At 71.9% G+C, this 16,845-nt stretch carries 12 protein-coding genes; 5 read left to right on the forward strand and 7 right to left on the reverse strand.

From position 1 onward, the window contains the following. The first annotated feature begins 31 nt into the window (after window positions 1-31). Together CNQ36_RS25645 and CNQ36_RS25650 are read left to right on the forward strand one after the other, a co-directional pair. A complete protein-coding gene (locus tag CNQ36_RS25645; RefSeq protein ID WP_163013367.1) occupies window positions 32-2,038 on the forward strand; it encodes a SpoIIE family protein phosphatase in 2,007 nt (668 codons plus the stop codon). 586 nt (window positions 2,039-2,624) lie between these two features. Continuing rightward, window positions 2,625-3,425 (forward strand): transcriptional regulator, encoded by an 801-nt coding sequence (locus CNQ36_RS25650; RefSeq protein WP_228313079.1) that lies wholly within the window; start codon window positions 2,625-2,627, stop codon window positions 3,423-3,425. Between the two features lie 132 nt (window positions 3,426-3,557). Here CNQ36_RS25650 and CNQ36_RS25655 read toward each other — a convergent pair whose 3' ends face one another. Further along, on the reverse strand, window positions 3,558-4,646 hold the full coding sequence (locus CNQ36_RS25655; protein ID WP_121547697.1) for a prephenate dehydrogenase: 1,089 nt from the start codon (window positions 4,644-4,646) through the stop codon (window positions 3,558-3,560). Between the two features lie 230 nt (window positions 4,647-4,876). On the opposite strand from CNQ36_RS25655, the gene CNQ36_RS25660 reads away from it, so the two are divergent. Continuing rightward, entirely contained in the window at window positions 4,877-5,857 is a 981-nt protein-coding gene (locus tag CNQ36_RS25660; RefSeq protein WP_228313080.1) for a ParB N-terminal domain-containing protein, read from the forward strand. A gap of 78 nt (window positions 5,858-5,935) precedes the next feature. Next, window positions 5,936-7,006, forward strand: a complete 1,071-nt coding sequence (hppD, locus tag CNQ36_RS25665; protein WP_121547698.1) for a 4-hydroxyphenylpyruvate dioxygenase — start codon at window positions 5,936-5,938, stop codon at window positions 7,004-7,006. A 77-nt stretch (window positions 7,007-7,083) separates the two neighbouring features. On the opposite strand, the gene mppR is transcribed toward hppD, so the two are convergent. From mppR to mppP, 3 genes are read right to left on the reverse strand one after another with little or no spacing between them, the layout of a single operon-like run. Further along, window positions 7,084-7,923 carry an enduracididine biosynthesis enzyme MppR gene (gene mppR / locus CNQ36_RS25670; protein ID WP_121547699.1) on the reverse strand — a complete coding sequence of 280 codons (840 nt, stop codon included), beginning with the start codon at window positions 7,921-7,923 and terminating at the stop codon, window positions 7,084-7,086. Next, window positions 7,920-9,179, reverse strand: a complete 1,260-nt coding sequence (gene mppQ, locus CNQ36_RS25675; protein ID WP_121547700.1) for an enduracididine biosynthesis enzyme MppQ — start codon at window positions 9,177-9,179, stop codon at window positions 7,920-7,922. Before mppQ ends, mppR begins: the two co-directional genes overlap by 4 nt. Next, window positions 9,179-10,339, reverse strand: a complete 1,161-nt coding sequence (gene mppP / locus CNQ36_RS25680) for an enduracididine biosynthesis enzyme MppP (protein ID WP_228313081.1) — start codon at window positions 10,337-10,339, stop codon at window positions 9,179-9,181. The genes mppQ and mppP overlap by 1 nt, the downstream gene beginning before the upstream one ends. Before the next feature lie 355 nt (window positions 10,340-10,694). Between mppP and CNQ36_RS25685 the strand changes: the two genes are divergently transcribed. Next, window positions 10,695-13,121 carry an aminotransferase class I/II-fold pyridoxal phosphate-dependent enzyme gene (locus tag CNQ36_RS25685; protein WP_121547701.1) on the forward strand — a complete coding sequence of 809 codons (2,427 nt, stop codon included), beginning with the start codon at window positions 10,695-10,697 and terminating at the stop codon, window positions 13,119-13,121. Between the two features lie 58 nt (window positions 13,122-13,179). Here CNQ36_RS25685 and CNQ36_RS25690 read toward each other — a convergent pair whose 3' ends face one another. The 3 genes from CNQ36_RS25690 to CNQ36_RS25700 form a co-directional block, all read right to left on the reverse strand. After that, window positions 13,180-14,679, reverse strand: coding sequence for a tryptophan 7-halogenase (locus tag CNQ36_RS25690; RefSeq protein ID WP_121547702.1), 1,500 nt, complete (start codon window positions 14,677-14,679; stop codon window positions 13,180-13,182). A gap of 189 nt (window positions 14,680-14,868) precedes the next feature. After that, the gene (locus tag CNQ36_RS25695; RefSeq protein WP_121547703.1) at window positions 14,869-15,894 is read right to left on the reverse strand and encodes an ABC transporter permease subunit; all 1,026 of its coding nucleotides are present in this window, start codon (window positions 15,892-15,894) and stop codon (window positions 14,869-14,871) included. Then, the gene (locus tag CNQ36_RS25700; RefSeq protein ID WP_206278506.1) at window positions 15,891-16,772 is read right to left on the reverse strand and encodes an ABC transporter ATP-binding protein; all 882 of its coding nucleotides are present in this window, start codon (window positions 16,770-16,772) and stop codon (window positions 15,891-15,893) included. The genes CNQ36_RS25695 and CNQ36_RS25700 overlap by 4 nt, the downstream gene beginning before the upstream one ends. Between the last annotated feature and the right edge of the window lie 73 nt (window positions 16,773-16,845).

Below are 16,845 nucleotides of genomic sequence, written 5' to 3' on the forward strand. Positions count from 1 at the left end.
TCACCCCCGGGTACGGGCAGGTGGAGGCCCCATGAGGCTCGAGATGTTCGACCCCGCCCCGATCGGCGTCGTGTTCACCCAGGGGCCGGAGCACCGGCTCGCGTACACCAACGCCGTCTACCGGGAGACCTTCGGCGACCGCCCGCTGGGGCGGACGATCCGCGAGGCCTTCCCCGACCTCGCGCAGTCCGGCTACTTCGACATCTTCGACCGGGTCCTCACCACGGGCGCGGCCGAGGTGGTCACCGCGGTGCCCCTCGACCTGATCTACCCCGGCTCCACGGGCGAGGGCAGGCGCTACTTCACGTTCAGCATCTCCCGCGCCACGATGAGCGACGGCCGGCCGGGAGTGCTCGGCGTGATCGTGGAGGTGACCGCGCAGGTGACCGCCGCGGAACGGATCCGTGTGCTGGCCGAGGAGCGCCGCCGCGCGCTGCAGCGCTACCGCAGCCTGGTGAACGCCGGAACGCAGATGGTGTGGGTGGCGGACGCCAAGGGCCGGATCACCGAGCCGAGCCCCGGCTGGGAACGCGTGACCGGGCAGACCTGGGAGGAGTTCCGCGGCGAGGGCTGGATGAACGCCGTCCACCCCGACGACCGCGCCGCCTCGGTCGAGGCGTGGCGGCGGGCGACGACCGAACAGGTGCCGCGCTGGATCCACACCTACCGGCTGCGGCTGGCCGCCGGCGGGTACCGGCACTTCGTCGTCGACGCCGCGCCCGTGCGCGACGGGAACACGGTGATCGAATGGGTGGGCACCTGCACGGACATCGAGCGGGAATGGCAGGAGGGCCGCCGTACGGAACTGCTGGCGCGGGCCGCCACCGCCACGTCCGGCATCGCGCGGCTGGACGAGATGCTCGCCGCCCTGGCCGATGTGATCGTGCCCGACATCGCCGACAACTGCACCATCCACCTCCTGCCGCAGGCCCTGCACCGTCTGCCGGGCACCCCGCTGACCACCGAACGCGTCGCCGCGGTCACCCGCCCGGGGCTCCCGGACCTGCCCCCGCACCACGAGGAGCACCTGCGGCCCGGCAGCCCGCTGGCCCGCGCCGCCGACCGCCGCAGCCCGCTCCACTTCGTCTTCCCGCCCGGCGAGCCGCCGGCCGACCTCGCTCCGCTCGACGGCGAGCCCTGGATGGCCGAGGACGTCAACAGCGTCGTGCTGCTGCCCGTCGTCGTCGACGGCACCACCGCCGCCCTGGTCGCCGTCTCCACCAGCGGCGCCCGCCCGCCCCTCGGCCAGGCGGAGATCGGCCTGCTGCAGACACTCCTGGAACGCGCCCACACCCCCCTCAGCAACGCCCTGGAGTACCAGCGCACCCGGCAGGTGGCCCTGGCCCTGCAGAACAGCCTGCTCACCGACCCGCCGGACGCGCCCGGCCTGGACATCGCCGTCCGCTACCGGCCCAGCACCGCCGCCGCCGAGGTCGGCGGGGACTGGTACGACGCGTTCGTGCTGCGCGACGGCGCCACCGTCCTCACCATCGGCGACGTCTCCGGCCACGACCTGCCGGCCGCCGTCACCATGAGCCAGCTGCGCAACATGCTGCGCGGGCTCACGCTGGACCGCCAGGAACCGACCGGCACCATCCTGCGCCGGCTGGACATCGCCGTGCAGACCCTCTATACGGAGTGCACCGCCACCTGCGTGCTGGCCCGGGTGGAACGCCCGGACTCCGGCGGCGTCCGGCTGCACTACTCCGTCGCCGGTCACCCGCCGCCGCTGCTCGTCGAGGCGGACGGCTCCGCGCGCTTCCTGACCGGGGCGCGGTCCCCGATGCTCGGGCTCGTCCCCGCGCCGGAGTACTCGAGCGCCATGGAACCGCTGCCGCCCGGCTCCACCCTGCTGCTGTACACCGACGGGCTGGTGGAGCGCCGCGACGAGGATCTCACCGTGGGCCTGGAGCGGCTGCGGCACCACGCCTCGGAGGCGGTCAGCCGCCCGCTGCAGGACTTCTGCGACACACTGCTCACCGGCCAGCTCACCGTCGACAACGACGACGACGTGGCGATGCTGGTCCTGCGCCGGTAGGAGCGTGCCGAGGAGCGCCACTCTGGCCGATTTTACCCTTGCTTTTCCATCGGGATTCGTTCTCCGGATTTCCCGATCCGGCGCCGACGGCGAGACCGTTGGGATCACCAATACCCCGGAATTCCCGCCTCCGCCACCGTTGGGCAGCGACGGATCCTGTGATATTTCGACTACGCGCGGTGATGAATTGGCTCGGTGCCGGTCGCGCCCGGCTGTAGCAGTTCTGGAGCGCGTCTGGACATCGTCACGAGCGCTTGTGATTCTTGGTCCTGTACACGCAAGCCGGCGCAACGTCCACGTTGCCCATCAGCGGTTATCGGCGGTCCACCGGCGCGACGGTGACCGCGGGCGGGTACTCATAGGGGGAACTGCAATGAATTACTCAAAAGCAGCGAGAGGAATGCCGACAGCCGGACAAGGTGCCGTTCGGGCGGCGCGCGTCGTCCGTGAAAGTCCGGCGGAATCAGAAACGGTCACAGTTCAGATAGCGTCGTTATTACCGGGTGAGTCGCTGCGCTCGAAAGGGATCGAGCAGAACCACGTCGCGGCACTCGCGGAGGTAGACGCGCCGCTTCCGCCCATACTGGTGGACCGGAAGACGATGCGGGTCGTCGACGGGATGCACCGGCTCCTCGCGGCTCTGCTCAACGGACGGCAGACGATCGAGGCCGAACTGTTCGACGGAACCGCGGATGAGGGATTCCTGCGCGCCGTCCGGGAGAACGTGGTGCACGGACTCCCGCTGTCGCAGGCGGACCGCCGGGCCGCCGCTGCGCGCATCATCGTGTCCCACCCGCATCTGTCGGACAGGGCGATCGCCCGGGCGTCCGGGCTCGGGGCGAAGACCGTCGCGGCCGTGCGGCGCAGTTCAACTGCCGTCGTGCCGCAGTTGAACACCCGGGTGGGCCAGGACGGCAGGGTCCGGCCGCTGAACGGGGGCGAGGGGCGGCGCAGGGCCATGGCGGTACTGGCCGAACACCCCGACGCGTCCCTGCGCGAGGTCGCCCGTCTGTCCGGGGTGTCGCCCGCGACGGTCAGCGACGTACGCCGGCGGCTGGCCGCCGGCGAGTCGCCCCTGCCGTCGAGACGGGAACCGGCCGAACCGCGGACGGGCGCCGACTCCCACCGCAACCAGAGCTTCGTGGATCCCGTCCCGGTGCTGGAGAAGCTGCTGCGCGACCCCTCTCTGCGGCACAAGGAGGGCGGCCGCCAGCTGCTCCAGCTGCTCCGCCAGAACGCGGTCGGCGTGCAGGACCTGATGGAGCTGTCCGACGCCGTGCCGTCCCACTGCAGGTCCCTGGTGATCCATCTCGCGCAGCAGTACCGGGACGCCTGGCAGTCCTTCGCGGAGAAGCTGGACGAGCCCGCCTGCGCCTGTCCCGGGTGACGAACGGGCGGCACGGACCCGTTCACCGGACATGACCGGCGGCGCGCCGCGTTCACGGCGCGCCGCCGGCACTCCCACGGCACCCGGACCACCGCCGCGTATCCGGCGGACCCGGGCCCGGGCGGGCCGGATTCAGCGGGCGGGGGCCCAGGTGCCACCCGATTCCAGCCACCGGGAGAGCTCCGCCGCCGAGTCCTTGCGCACGACCAGTTCGACGAGGCCGCGGGTCTGGTCCTGACCGTGCTCGATGCGGACGTCCTCGATGTTGACGCCCAAGTCGCCGATCGACGTGAACAGTTCGGCCAGGGCGCCGGGCTTGTCGGAGATGGTCACCGAGACGGTCGCGAGCTCCGTCCGGCGCGTACCGGGTTTGCGCACGATCCTGGCGCACCCCCGGTTCCCCTCCCGCAACAGCTCCTCGAGCTCCTCCTGCGCGCGGCGGCGGACCAGCGGGTCGGCGTCGGAGACGGCGCGCAGCGCGCCGACGGCCCGGCCCAGGCCGGCGGCGAGGGAGTCGAGAACGTCCGCCACGGCCGTGGCGTTGGAACGCAGGATGTCCCCCCAGAGCCGGGCGTCACCGGCCGCGATCCGGGTGACGTCGGCGACGCCCTGCCCCGCCAGCCGGACGCTGTCCTCCGCCGCGTGCTCCAGCCGCGCGGCGAGCAGGGAGGAGAGCCGATGGGGCGCGTGCGAGACGAGGGCCACCGCGTGGTCGTGCACACCGGCGTCCATGACCACCGGCATGCCGTCGCACAACGACACCATCTCCAGGGCGGTGTTCAGCACGTCCTGCCCGGTCAGCTCCGACGGGGTGAGCACCCAGGGGCGCCCCTCGAAGAGGTCCGCCCGGGCGGCGAGCGGCCCGGAACGCTCGGTGCCGGCCAGCGGATGGCTTCCTATGTAGCTGGCCGGGTCGGCCCGCATCGCGCGCACGTCGTCGTGCGGGACCTTCTTGACGCTGGCGACATCGAGGTAGGCTCGGGCCAGCCCGCTCTCCTGTGCGCGCGCGAGCACGCGTCCGACCTGTGCCGGGGGCACGGCCAGCACCGCCAGGTCGACCTGACGGTCCGGTCTCTCCAGGGATCCCGCGCCCATCGCCTCCGCCGTCCTGGCGGCGTTCCGGTCGACGTCCTCCAGGTGCACGCCGACCCCGCGGCGGGTCAGCGCGAGAGCGACGGACGTGCCGATGGCCCCGGTGCCGATGACTGTGGTGGTCCTCAACGCGCGCCCCCAGGTGCGGTGATCCGAAATCGGCTCGGACAAGTGCCGTGCCCGGCACGGGAAAAGGGAATTCCCATGGCGCCGTGCGCCGCCAATTTAACGCTTCGGCGCGCATGTTCAACTGCGGCGTCGCAGCGGTCGAACACAGTAGCGGTACACCGGACCATTGAGGCATCGTGCTCAGTTGGCGACACCGGGTCGGATAAACGCCGGAATCCGAGGAGTTGACGTTGCAGTCAGCGCTGAGACACGACGACCTGCATCCGATAGAAGAAGTGGAAATAAGTTCGCTCTCCACCGACGGCTCCCCGCGGATCGACGGGGAGAGTCCCGAGCACGTGGAAATGCTGGCCGCCGCCGACACCGCGCTTCCACCGATCATGGTGCACCGCCGCACCGGGCGGGTCATCGACGGCATGCACCGGCTGCGCGCCGCGATGCTGACGGGCCGTACGACGATCGCGGTGAGGTTCTTCGACGGCACCGAGGAGGACGCCTTCGTCCTCGCCGTGAAGTCGAACATCGCGCACGGACTGCCGCTGTCCGCCGCCGACCGCCGGCGGGCCGCCGGGCGCATCATGGCCACCCATCCCCGGTGGTCGGACCGGATGATCGCCTCGGTGGTCGGCACCTCCGCCAGGACGGTCGCCGAGATCCGCCGCGACGCCGGCGCCGCCGGGGCGGGGGAGCCCACCCGCATCGGCCGGGACGGCAGGGTACGGCCCGTCGACGTGAGCGAGGGCCGCAGACTGGCCCACGACATGATCGTCCGCGACCCGGGCCTGTCGCTGCGCCAGGTCGCCCGCGCCGCCGGGATCTCGCCGGAGACCGTCAGGGACGTCAGACACCGGATGCTCCGCGGTGAGGACCCGGTGCCCGCGCCGCGGCCGCGGACCCTGGTGGAGCGCGGCGCGGACCGCCGGGCGGAGCCGGCCGGGAAGGCCGCCGCGCCGTGCGGGACGGAGCCGCCGCCCGCCGTCGTGATGAAGCGGCTGAGGGCCGATCCGGCGCTGCGTCTCAACGAGAACGGACGCGACCTGCTGCGGCTTCTGGATATCCACACGGTCCGGCTGGAGGACTGGAACCGCATTATCGAAAGCGTGCCGCCGCACCGTCTGGAGACGGTGGCGCAGCTGGCACGCTCCTGCGCCGACAAATGGTCCGAGATCGCGTCACGCATCGAAAGCAACGCATCACATCTGGCCGGGTGAACGAGGAAACACACGAATCCTTCGAGGAGCCGTCGGAGAAAGCGGGACGGCCCGTCGGAACACCCTTGTGGAGGGGCAATGGAGATACGGTCGATCGATCACGTCGAATTGTTCGTCGAGGACGCCCAGGACACGGCCGGCAGGCTGTGCGACTCCTTCGGCTTCGTCCGCGTGGGCCGCGGCGCCGGGACCACCGGACTGCGCGGCTGCGAGTCCGTCCTGCTGCGCCAGAACGACATCGCCCTGCTGCTGACCACGGCCACCGACGCCGACCACCGTGCCGCCGAGTACGTGAAGCAGCACGGGGACGGGGTCGCGGTGATCGGCATCGGGGTGGACGACGCGCGCGCCGCCTACGCCGAGGCCGTGCGGCGCGGAGCCGTCCCGGTCGCCGCGCCCGAGGAGTTCGGGCCCGCCGGCGCCCGTGTCGTCTTCGCCTCGGTGGCGGGATTCGGCGACGTGGAGCACCGCTTCGTCTCCCGGGAGGACCCCGGAGCGCCGTTCGCGCCCTTCATCGAGGAGACCGGCGCCCACGGCTCCGGGGGCATGCTGAAGCGGGTCGACCACTTCGCGGTCTGCGTCCCGGCCGGCGAACTCGACGGGACCGTCCGCCGCTACCAGGAGGTGTTCGGCCTCAGCCAGACCTTCGAGGAGCGGATCGTCGTCGGCTCGCAGGCCATGGACTCCAAGGTCGTGCAGAGCGACCGCGGCGCGGTGACGTTCACCGTCATCGAGCCGGACACCACCCGCGCACCCGGCCAGATCGACGCGTTCGTGGCCTCCCACGGCGGGGCCGGTGTGCAGCACGTCGCGTTCCTCACTGAGGACATCACCACCGCGGTGCGCACCTGCACCGGGCGCGGGGTCCGCTTCCTCACCACGCCGCCGAGCTACTACGAGATGCTGCCGGGGCGGCTGGGCCCGGTCGGCGTACCCGTGGAGGAGCTCAGCGCGCTCAACATCCTGGCCGACCGCGACCCGTCCGGGATCATGCTGCAGATCTTCACCGAGTCGACGCACCCGAGGCGGACCCTGTTCTGGGAACTGATCGACCGCCGCGGCGCGCAGACCTTCGGCAGCAACAACATCCAGGCCCTGTACGAGGCCGTGGAGCGCCAGCAGGCGGCGGAGGCGGCCGACCAGGAATGAGGAAGCTCCCCGCAGACGCGTGTGGACCCGGAGGACACGCCCTCCGGGTCCACACGCGTCTGCGGGGCCAGCGTCGGCTACGCCCCGAGGAGCCGGCCGCCGTGCAGCGTCTCCCCGTACGCGAACACATGGCCGGCCCCCACCTCCACGGGCGCGAGCAGTGCCAGATCCGTGCCCGGACGGCCGGAGAGGGCGAGCCGGCCGGGACCGCTCCAGACCGGTGAGAACTCGACGCCGCTCACCTCCGAGGCGACCAGGCGGGGCCGTGGCGGGGCGTCGGACGGCACCCACCGCGGAAGGACGAGACTGTGCGCCAGCGGGACGTCGTGCAGCGCGGGCGGCCGCTCGGAGCGGCGCTCGACCGTGACCGACGCCTCGGCGGTGAGCCGGCCGTGGACGGAGAGCGCGCCGTCGAAGCGGCCCCCGGGAGCGAGCCGTGAGCCCGCCCGGCCGACGGTCACCGGCCTGGTCTGGTGGATGGCGCCGAACTGCTTGGGCATGCCCTGGACCCAGCCGCGCACCATCGGCACGGGCTGGTCGACCCAGGCGAACGGGCAGCGCGCCATCGGCCGGCCCTCGAACGCGCACCCGAGGAGGATCAGGAACTCCGAGAACCGGCAGACGGCCGGGTCGGCCAGCTCCGCGCCGTCCTCGGAGCACCACTGCCAGGTGGCGAACACGGCGGCCGCCGCACCCGGATCCGCTCCCGCGTCCAGGCCCGGCGGCAGGAAACGCCGTGCGGCGTCGGGGTCGACACGGTAGTCGACCATGAGGATCTCGCCGGAGAAGTGCCACGGCGGAGGCGTGAGCATCGACGCCTGCCCCGAAGGGGACAGGGGAAGGCTGTAGCCGATGGGCCCGGCGGCCCCGGCCGCGTCCGGATCCGTCGGATGTGTGTGCCCGGTGGTGGCCGTCATGGGTTCCCTCCGATCTGCCGGTCCGGCGGGCCGCCGGACCATGCCTGGGTCAGCCGTCGAGCGGCGCGTTCGAGCAGCGGGGGCGGATTGAAGCTGTAGGCCAGGCGCACGCTCGGCTCCCGTGTGCCGCCGAAGCGCGAACCCGCGGTGACGCGCACACCCGCCCGCTCCGCACGGGCGAGCAGTTCGTCCTCGCCGAGCCCGGTGCCGCACCGGAGCCAGAGGAAGAACCCGCCCTCCGGACGGCTGATCCGCACCGGGAGGTCCGCCGCCTCCCGCAGCGCGTCGAGGAGGGCGTCGCGCCGCGCCCTCAGACCCGCCCGCAACATTTCCAGATGCCGGTCGTAGCCGCCGTCGGACAGCAGCCCTGCGACGGCGAGCGAGGTGATGTGGTTGAGCGACCCGCCGCTGCGGAACAGCCCGTGCGACGCGATCCGTTCGGCCAGTGCCGGCTCCGTCACCAGCCAGCCCAGCCGGAGCCCCGGCCCCAGGGTCTTGGAGAAGCTGCCCAGCCGCACCACGCCCCGGTGTCCGGCGAGGGCCGCCAGTGGCGGCGGGGCCGGGGGACCGTCCGTCAGGCCCAGTTCGCCGTAGGCGTCGTCCTCGACGACCAGGACGCCGTGCTCCGCCGCCGCCTCCAGCAGCCGCAGCCGGCGCTCCAGCGGCATGGTGGCGCCCGTCGGATTGTGGTGGGTCGGGGTGAGGTACACGAACGCGGTGCGGCCGGTGCCGCCTTCGCCGCCCCGCGCGGTCCCGGCGAGGGCGCGCCGGAGCGCCTCCGGCACCATGCCCGACGCGTCGAGGGCGACCCGCCTCAGGCGCAGCGCGCAGTCCCCGAGGATGCGCTGCCCGAGGTCGTAGCCGAGGCCCTCCACGAGCACCGTGTCGCCGGGCCTCGCGAGGGTGGTCGCCAGCAGGTGGAGCGCCTGGGACGTGCCCGCCGTGACGACCACGTGCTCCGGCCCGCACGGGGACCGCCCCCGCACGGTGGCCCGGGCGGCCAGCTCGGCGCGCAGGGGCAGGGCGCCCGGATCGTGTCCGTAGCCCAGTGCCGCCGCTCCGTACTCCTCCAGCGCGCGTGCGTAGGCGTCCCGCACCAGCCCCACCGGCAGCAGCGCCGGTTCGAGGTAGCCGGGCCCCAGGTCGAGGACGCCCGCGGGGGCGACCTCCTGCACCACACCGCGACGCCACCGCCGCGTGTGCGACAACGGGCGGGCCGTGCCGTACGGCAGGGTCCCCTCGCCGGCAGCGGTCATCAGCGGGGTGTCAGCACATGGCGCAACGCCCGTACGCACTGGGCCAGCGGGGCGGACGCCCGGGCGAGCGCCAGGCGCAGCGTGCGGTCGCCGCGGGCGGGGTCAGCCCAGTAGAAGGCACGGCAGGGCAGGGCGTACACATGGTGCTCGCGCAGCGCCTCCCAGACCTCGGTCCCGGTCAGATGCCTGATCAGCACCCGCTCCACACTGGCCCGGCTGTCCGGGTCGGGCACCCCGGTGGTCGACAGGTCCGCCAGCCCGGCGCGCACCACCGACCGCTGGGCGGCGATGAACTCGTGCAGCTCCGTCAGCCCGCCGGCGGCGGCGTCCTCGGAGAAGCGGCGGACCATCCCGAGGATCAGCGGGGAGACGCCCAGCAGGATGTCGGAGTAGATCTTCTCCACCGGCAGGCCCAGGTTCTCGGAGTGGACCAGCATGCCGACCTTGAGGTCGAGGGTCGGCCAGAGCTTGCCCGTGTCCTCGATGACGACCCAGCGCACATCGCTGGCGTCGAGGATCTCGTAGTGGTCGTACTGGGCGCGGGTGTCGAAGCCGCGGAAGGACGTGTCGAGGGCGAGGATCACGCCGTGCCGTGCGCACTGCCCGGCCAGCCGGCGCAGCCGCTCCGCCGACACGACCCGGCCCGTCGGGTTGTTCGGCGTGGTGACGAAGACACAGCCCACGGACTCGAGCAGCTCCGCGGGCAGGTCGTCGGCGTGCAGCGGATCCTCCTCCAGGGGCACCAGACCCAGGCGGTTGCCGCGCAACAGGTCGGCGATGTTGTCGAAGGTGGGGTGGACCAGCGCCACGGAGTCCGTGACCGACGCCAGGGCGCGGGAGAGGATCTCCATGGCCACCGACGAGGAGTAGCAGCTCAGCACACGGCCGGGTGCGGACGGGTAGCGGTGCTGGCCGAGGGCCTTGAAGAAGGCCGCGTGGGCCTCGCGTTCGAGCTGCTCGACGGGGCGCTTCTCGCCGTCCTCGAAAAGCAGCGGGAGATCATTGACGATCTTGCTCTGGCCGGGAGTGAGCGGCTGCCGGGCATGCCCGTCGGCGATGTTGAACTCGCTGTTGAGTGCGAGGAATTCCAGTTGGGTGAGGTTCTCCGCGCCTGATCCGGCGTGCGCAGCGTGGGCCTTGCTTTGCAGTGTTCCGGACACAGGTATGCCTCTCTGGGATGTGAGGGTTTCCAGAAGCGGAGCGGACGTAAATGAGCGGCCCACTCTACGGCCTTCGCCCTCCGGCTGAAATGCCTCTTCTTTTCGGCACCGTGTTCAACTGCGGTGGTGCGGCAGTCGAACGAGCCGTCTCGCCCGCCGTATCGGCCGGACATCGCGTTCCGACGGTGACGCGCGTGCGGTTCCCGTGTCCAACTGACCTGAGGGCGCAGTTGGACGGGCCACCGGCACACGGCCGCCCGATCCTTGTCGGACGGGCCCGGGCACGCGAAAGTGGACGTGCGGGATCTGTGTTCCGCCGCCGGTGTCTCTTCGTAAGCCGTGAAGTGGGGCCTTGATGGAATTGTCGCTCGATGAATTCGCGTCGCTCGCCCGGGAACGGCTGGACCCGGCCGTCTGGGATTTCATCGAAGGCGGCGCCGGAGAGGAACGCACGCTCGCCGCGAACACCGCGGCATTCGACCGCGTCCCGCTGCGGCCGTCGGTGCTGCGCGGCGCGGGCAGCCCGCACACCGGCACCACGATCCTCGGGCGGACGTGGGACGCGCCCCTCGCGGTCGCCCCGGTGGCCTACCACACGCTCGCGGACCCGGCCGGTGAGGTCGCCACCGTCCGGGGAACGGCGGCCGCCGCCGGACTCCCGGTCGTCGTCAGCACCTTCGCGGGCCGCACGTTCGAGGACATCGCCGCCGAGGCCACCGTCCCGCTCTGGCTCCAGGTGTACTGCCTGCGGGACCGCTCCCTCACCCGAGGCCTCATCGAACGCGCCGAGAACGCGGGCTTCGAGGCCCTGGTCCTCACGGTCGACGCGCCGCACCTCGGCCGCCGGCTGCGGGACCTGCGCAACGGCTTCCGGCTGCCCGCCGGCACGGTCCCCGCCAACCTCCCGGTGGACGGATTCGCGGACCCCGCGGCGCACTCCCGCGCCGACTTCGACCCCGGCCTGGACTGGTCGGTGGTGGAGTGGCTGCGCTCGGTCTCCGAACTGCCGTTGCTCGTCAAGGGGATCCTCACCGGCGCCGACGCGGTGCGCGCGGCCGAGGCCGGGGTGGACGGCGTCATGGTCTCCAACCACGGGGGCCGCCAGCTCGACGGAGTGCCGGCCACCCTCGACGTCCTGCCCGAGGTCGCCGAGGCGGTCGGCGGACGCCTCCCCGTCCTCCTCGACGGCGGGGTCCGCCGGGGGCGGGACATCCTGGCGGCGCTCGCGCTCGGCGCCGACGCGGCCCTCGTCGGCCGCCCGGTGCTGCACGGCCTCGCGGCCGGCGGGGCCGGCGGGGTGACCGGCGTCCTCTCCGTCCTCCTGGAGGAGCTGACGGACGCGATGTCCCTTGCGGGCCTGAGGACCCTCGCCGACATCGGCCCCTCACTCGTCGGCCGGGCTCCTGACCACCCCCGCCGAAGCACCGTGGACGCCGGGAAGGGCGCGGGGAGCGACCGGCGCACCGCCGCCGGGGGAGGGGCCGGGCTGCGCCTCGCGGACCTGCACCCGAGTGTCGCCGACCCGGTCATGGACACCATGAACTTCCTCAACGAGGTGACACTGCGCTACCCCGAGGCGGTGTCCTTCGCCCCCGGACGGCCCTACGCGGAGTTCTTCGAGACCGAGCAGGTCTTCCGCCATCTGCGCCGCTACCTCGACCACCTGGCCGAGCAGGGCCGTTCGCCCGCGCAGGTGCGCGACGCGCTGTTCCAGTACGGTCCGTCCGCCGGTGTGATCCGCGAGCTGATCGCCCACTCGCTGCGGGTGGACGAGGGCATCGACGTGTCGCCCGAGTCGATCGTGGTGACGGTCGGCTGCCAGGAGGCGATGTTCCTGACGCTGCGCGCGCTCATGTCCGGCCCGGACGACGTGCTGCTCGTCTCCAGCCCCTGCTACGTGGGGATCACCGGGGCCGCCCGGCTGCTGGACGTCGCGGTGACCGCCGTCGAGGAGGGCGAGGACGGCCTGTCGTGCGACGCCCTCGAGGCCGCCGTCTCGGCGGAGCGGGCGCGCGGCAGGCGGCCGCGGGCCGTCTACGTGGTCCCGGACCACTCGAACCCGTCCGGCGCGACCATGCCGCTCGAGGCCCGGAAGTCCCTCCTGGAGCTGGCGCAGCGGCTCGACGTCCTCGTCCTGGAGGACAGCCCGTACCGGCACGTCAGCCCGGGCACGCAGGTGGCGTCCCTGAAGGCCCTCGACCGGACACGGCGAGTGATCCACCTCGGTTCCTACGCCAAGACCGTCTTCCCCGGGGCACGCCTCGGGTTCGCGGTCGCCGACCAGCCGGTGCTGGCGCCGGACGGCGGCACGAGTCTGCTGGCGGACGAACTCGCCAAGATCAAGAGCATGGTCACGGTCAACACCTCGCCGCTCAGCCAGGCCGCGGTGGCGGGCGCGCTGCTGGAGTCGGGCGGCCGTGTCTCGGAGCTCAACGCCCGCAACGCCGCCCACTACGGGGAGGCCATGCGCTTCACCCTGCAGTGCCTGGAGCGGGAGTTCCCGGCCGCGCGGCGGACCCGGCTCGGCGTCCGCTGGAACGCGCCCAGCGGCGGGTTCTTCCTCACCCTCCAGGTGCCGTTCCGCGCGGACAACTCCGCGCTGGCCCGGTCCGCGCAGGACTTCGGGGTCATCTGGACGCCGATGTCGTACTTCTATCCGCAGGGCGGCGGCCTGCACACCCTCAGGCTCTCCACCAGCTACCTGACCCACGCCGACATCGAGAAGGGCATCTCCCGGCTGGCCGGGTTCATCGAGTTCGAGTGCGGGGACCCGGTGGCCTGAACCGCCGCGACGACGAAGGGCCCCGCCGCGCCGGCGGGGCCCTTCGTCGTCGCGACGCTCAGGACGGATGCGGCTCCTCCCAGAACATGCTGTCGGACGAGGCGACGAGACCGCCGTCGAAGAGCGGGACGTCCTCGCCGGCGTACTCTCCCAGCTGCGCCCGGGTCTGCACCTGCGAGCCCTCCTGCATCGCCCGGCTCACCGCCGACGACCGGAACAGCGGGGCCATGTTCTCCTCCTGCCGCCCGGCCATGTCGTCGACGGCGTCGGCGAACTCCGCCGACTGCTGCTTGAGCCGCAGGACGCTCGACTCGGCGTCGGAGAGGTCGAAGTCCGTGCTGGACATGCCCGCCACCAGCTCCACGAACGACTCCAGCTCGGCGTGGCTGCTCCGGGTGACCTTCTTCGCCGTCCAGAAGTAGGAGTCCTCGTCGACGTGCATGTCGTAGAACGAGGTCAGGAACTCGTAGAAGACGCCGTACTCCCGCCGGTACCGGGCCTCGAACTCGTCGAAGGCCCGCCGCTCGTCGATCCGCCCCGCCAGCACGCTGTTGAGGGAGCGGGCGGCCAGCAGCGCGCTGTAGGTGGCCAGATGGACCCCGGAGGAGAAGACGGGGTCGACGAAGCACGCCGCGTCACCGACGAGCACCATCCCCGGCCGCCAGAAGGTCGTGTGGTGGTACGAGTAGTCCTTGCGCACCCGCAGCTGCCCGTACTGACCGGTCGTGACCCGGGTGGCGTCCGCCAGGTACTCCTTGATCATCGGGCATTCGTCGATGAGGCCGCGCAGCGCGCTCTCCGGGTCGCCCTGCACCTTGGCCGCGTCCTCCCGGCGGACGACCGCGCCGACGCTGGTCAGCGTGGAGCTGAGCGGGATGTACCAGAACCAGCCGCTGCCGAACGCCACACAGAGGATGTTGCCGGCGTAGGGCGCCGGCATCCGCTTGCCGTTCTCGAAGTAGCCGAACAGCGCCAGGCTCTTGAAGAAGTCCGAGTACGTGCGCGAGCCGCCGACCCGCTTGTGGATGCGGCTGGTGTTGCCCGAGGCGTCCACCACGTACCGGGCCGACACCTCGTGCTCCGTGCCGTCCGGGTCGGTGTACCGCAGCCCGCGGGCCCGCCCGTCGGCGTCGTCCACGACATCGGTGACCGTGCGGTCCTGGCGGACCACGACACCCTTGCGGGCCGCGTTGTCCAGCAGGATCTTGTCGAATTTGCTCCGCTCCACCTGATAGGCGAACGAGGTCGGTCCGGAGACCTTGGACGAGACGGAGAAGGAGAAATTCCACGGCTTGGGGCTCGCACCCCACCGGAACGTCCCACCGCGCTTGTGCGGAAAACCGGCGGCGGCGAGTTCGTCGGTGACACCGAGCAGATGGCAGATGCCGTGAATGGTCGACGGCAGAAGCGACTCGCCTATCTGGTACCTGGGGAAGGTCTCCTTTTCGAGCAGCAGCACACTGTGCCCCTGCATGGCCACCAGGGTCGAGAGCGTCGACCCCGAAGGGCCGCCGCCCACGACCACGACGTCGAATTCCTCGTGCTGTCCTGTACTCATTCGGCCTCCCGGCACGCACTGATGCGGTCATCGCGCTGGTGACTCTTTTGTCAGGGTTCCACAGGACTCAAAGGGGCCAAAGGGTGGACGACATTCCGTGAATGGACAGCCGGGCCCGGGCGCGCGCACGCAAAGGCGCCGCCGGGGAATTCCCGGCGGCGCCCGGACCGGCGTCGGGTGAGACGGGGGTCAACTCACCCGGCGCCGGATCCGCCACACCCCGAACACCGTGAGGATTCCGCTGAGTGCCACATAGATCGCGGTCTCCAGCCACTGGAACGCCCAGTAGCGGCTGCTGGGGTGGTACAGGACGTCGACGTGCAGGTCGTGTTCGGCGAGGCACACCGCGGTGTCGCCGAACGTGCCCCCCGCGCCGGTCTTGGGCGGGTCGTCGAGGCAGCCGTTGAACTCGCTGGAGGCGAGGGTCCTGCCGTCCGCGGTGCGCAGCGGACTGGTCTCGGCGATCCACGCGTCCGGCGCGTCCGGGATCCGCACCCCGCCGATGACGGATCCGCCGCCGATACTGCCCAGGTTCTGCGCCGAGTTGATCGCCTCGGCCGTCATCGCCAGCGTCGTCCTGTCCGGCGGCATCAGGCTGGGCCGCACCACGTTCGGGAAGAAGAACTGGAAGGCGATGAAGACCACCAGCGTCACCGCCATCGCGGGCAGGGTCCGCCGCAGCAGGAGCCCGACGACGGTGCCGAACGTGAAGGCCAGCGCGGCGTAGCCGATCGGGGCGATGTTGCGCGCACCGAACACGAAGGTGTCGAACTGCTCCTTGACGACGTCGTCGAAGGGCCGGGCCGCCCAGGTGAGCAGGGCCGCGGCCGCACCGGTCACGATCACCGAGGCCGCGCCGATGAGCAGGATCTTGCTGAGCAGCCAGCGCGGCCGGGTGACGCTCTGGTTCCACACCAGCCGATGGGTGCCGTTCTCGAGTTCCCTGGCGATCAGGGGAGCGCCCCAGAAGGTGCCGATGAGCGCGGGGATCAGGGCCAGGCCGGTCGCCAGGAACAGCAGGGTGTTCTGGAAGGTGCTGCGGAACTGGCTCCTGGCCTGGGCGCAGTTGGCCGAGTTGTCGCAGTTGGCCTGGTAGACGTCATGGGCGTCACGGATGTCCCCGCCCAGGTAGAGCAGGTAGACGGCGATCACGGCCAGCGCGCCGGCGCCGAACAGGGCCTGGACGCGGAACTGCCGCCAGCTGAGCCACATCATCGGGTGGCCCCCCAGGCTGCGGCCTCGGTGCGGGCGGCGGGAACGGCGGCCGCCCGGGTCATGTAGGCGAGCACGAGTTCCTCGAGGGTGACCGGCTCGGACCGGTAGGGCAGTGCCTCGGTCGCGGCGCCGGTGCGGACGACCGCGCTGCTGTGCTTGCCGCTGTGCTCGACCGAGATCACCTCGATCCCGGCGGGCGGCTGGTCGAACTCGCCGCGGGCCGCGACCAGCCGGGCGTGCCCGGCCAGCAGCTCCCGGGTGTCGCCGGCGACCTGCACCCGGGCGTCGCACAGCACGATGAGATAGTCGCAGACCTGCTCCACGTCACCGAGGAGGTGCGAGGAGAGGACGGCGCTGGCGCCGAGCTCCAGCACGAACTCCATCAGGTTCTGCAGGAACCCCCGGCGCGCCAGGGGGTCCAGGGCCGCCGCCGGCTCGTCGAAGATCAGCAGCTCCGGCCGCTTGGCCGCCGCGATGGTCAGCGCAAGCTGCGCGCGCTGGCCACCCGAGAGCTGCCCGGCCTTCTGCCCGGCGCTGAGCCCCACCTGGCTGATGCGCCGCTCTGCCAGGACCGGGTCCCAGCCCGGGTTCATCTTCGCGCCGAACTTCAGGTGCTCCGCCACGGTGAACGCGCCGTACACCGGCGTGTTCTGCGCGACGAACCCCACCCGGGCCAGGTGCGACGCGTTGGCCGCCGGACGCGAGCCGAGGACGCTCAGTGAGCCGGACGTCGGTTCGGTCAGCCCGCAGGCCAGGTGCAGGAGGGTCGATTTGCCGGCCCCGTTCGGGCCGACCAGTCCGATGACACGGCCGGCGGGGACGCTGAGGTGCACGTCGCTCAGGGCGAGCTTGCCGCGGCGGCCGTACTTCTTCGTCAAGCCCTCCGCGTGAAGCACGGGAGGGGAGTCTGCGTGTGGCATGACTCCATCCTCGAATTCCGCCCCGTTCACG

The organism is Streptomyces fungicidicus, assembly GCF_003665435.1.
GTDB lineage: Bacteria > Actinomycetota > Actinomycetes > Streptomycetales > Streptomycetaceae > Streptomyces > Streptomyces fungicidicus.

Excerpts from the sequence above, each read along its gene's own strand:
- mppQ (WP_121547700.1), bottom strand. The coding sequence starts at position 9,179 with ATGACCGCTGCCGGCGAGGGGACCCTGCCGTACGGCACGGCCCGCCCG.
- CNQ36_RS25690 (WP_121547702.1), bottom strand. The coding sequence starts at position 14,679 with ATGAGTACAGGACAGCACGAGGAATTCGACGTCGTGGTCGTGGGCGGC.
- CNQ36_RS25645 (WP_163013367.1), top strand. The coding sequence starts at position 32 with ATGAGGCTCGAGATGTTCGACCCCGCCCCGATCGGCGTCGTGTTCACC.
- hppD (WP_121547698.1), top strand. The coding sequence starts at position 5,936 with ATGGAGATACGGTCGATCGATCACGTCGAATTGTTCGTCGAGGACGCC.
- mppR (WP_121547699.1), bottom strand. The coding sequence starts at position 7,923 with ATGACGGCCACCACCGGGCACACACATCCGACGGATCCGGACGCGGCC.
- CNQ36_RS25695 (WP_121547703.1), bottom strand. The coding sequence starts at position 15,894 with ATGATGTGGCTCAGCTGGCGGCAGTTCCGCGTCCAGGCCCTGTTCGGC.
- CNQ36_RS25685 (WP_121547701.1), top strand. The coding sequence starts at position 10,695 with ATGGAATTGTCGCTCGATGAATTCGCGTCGCTCGCCCGGGAACGGCTG.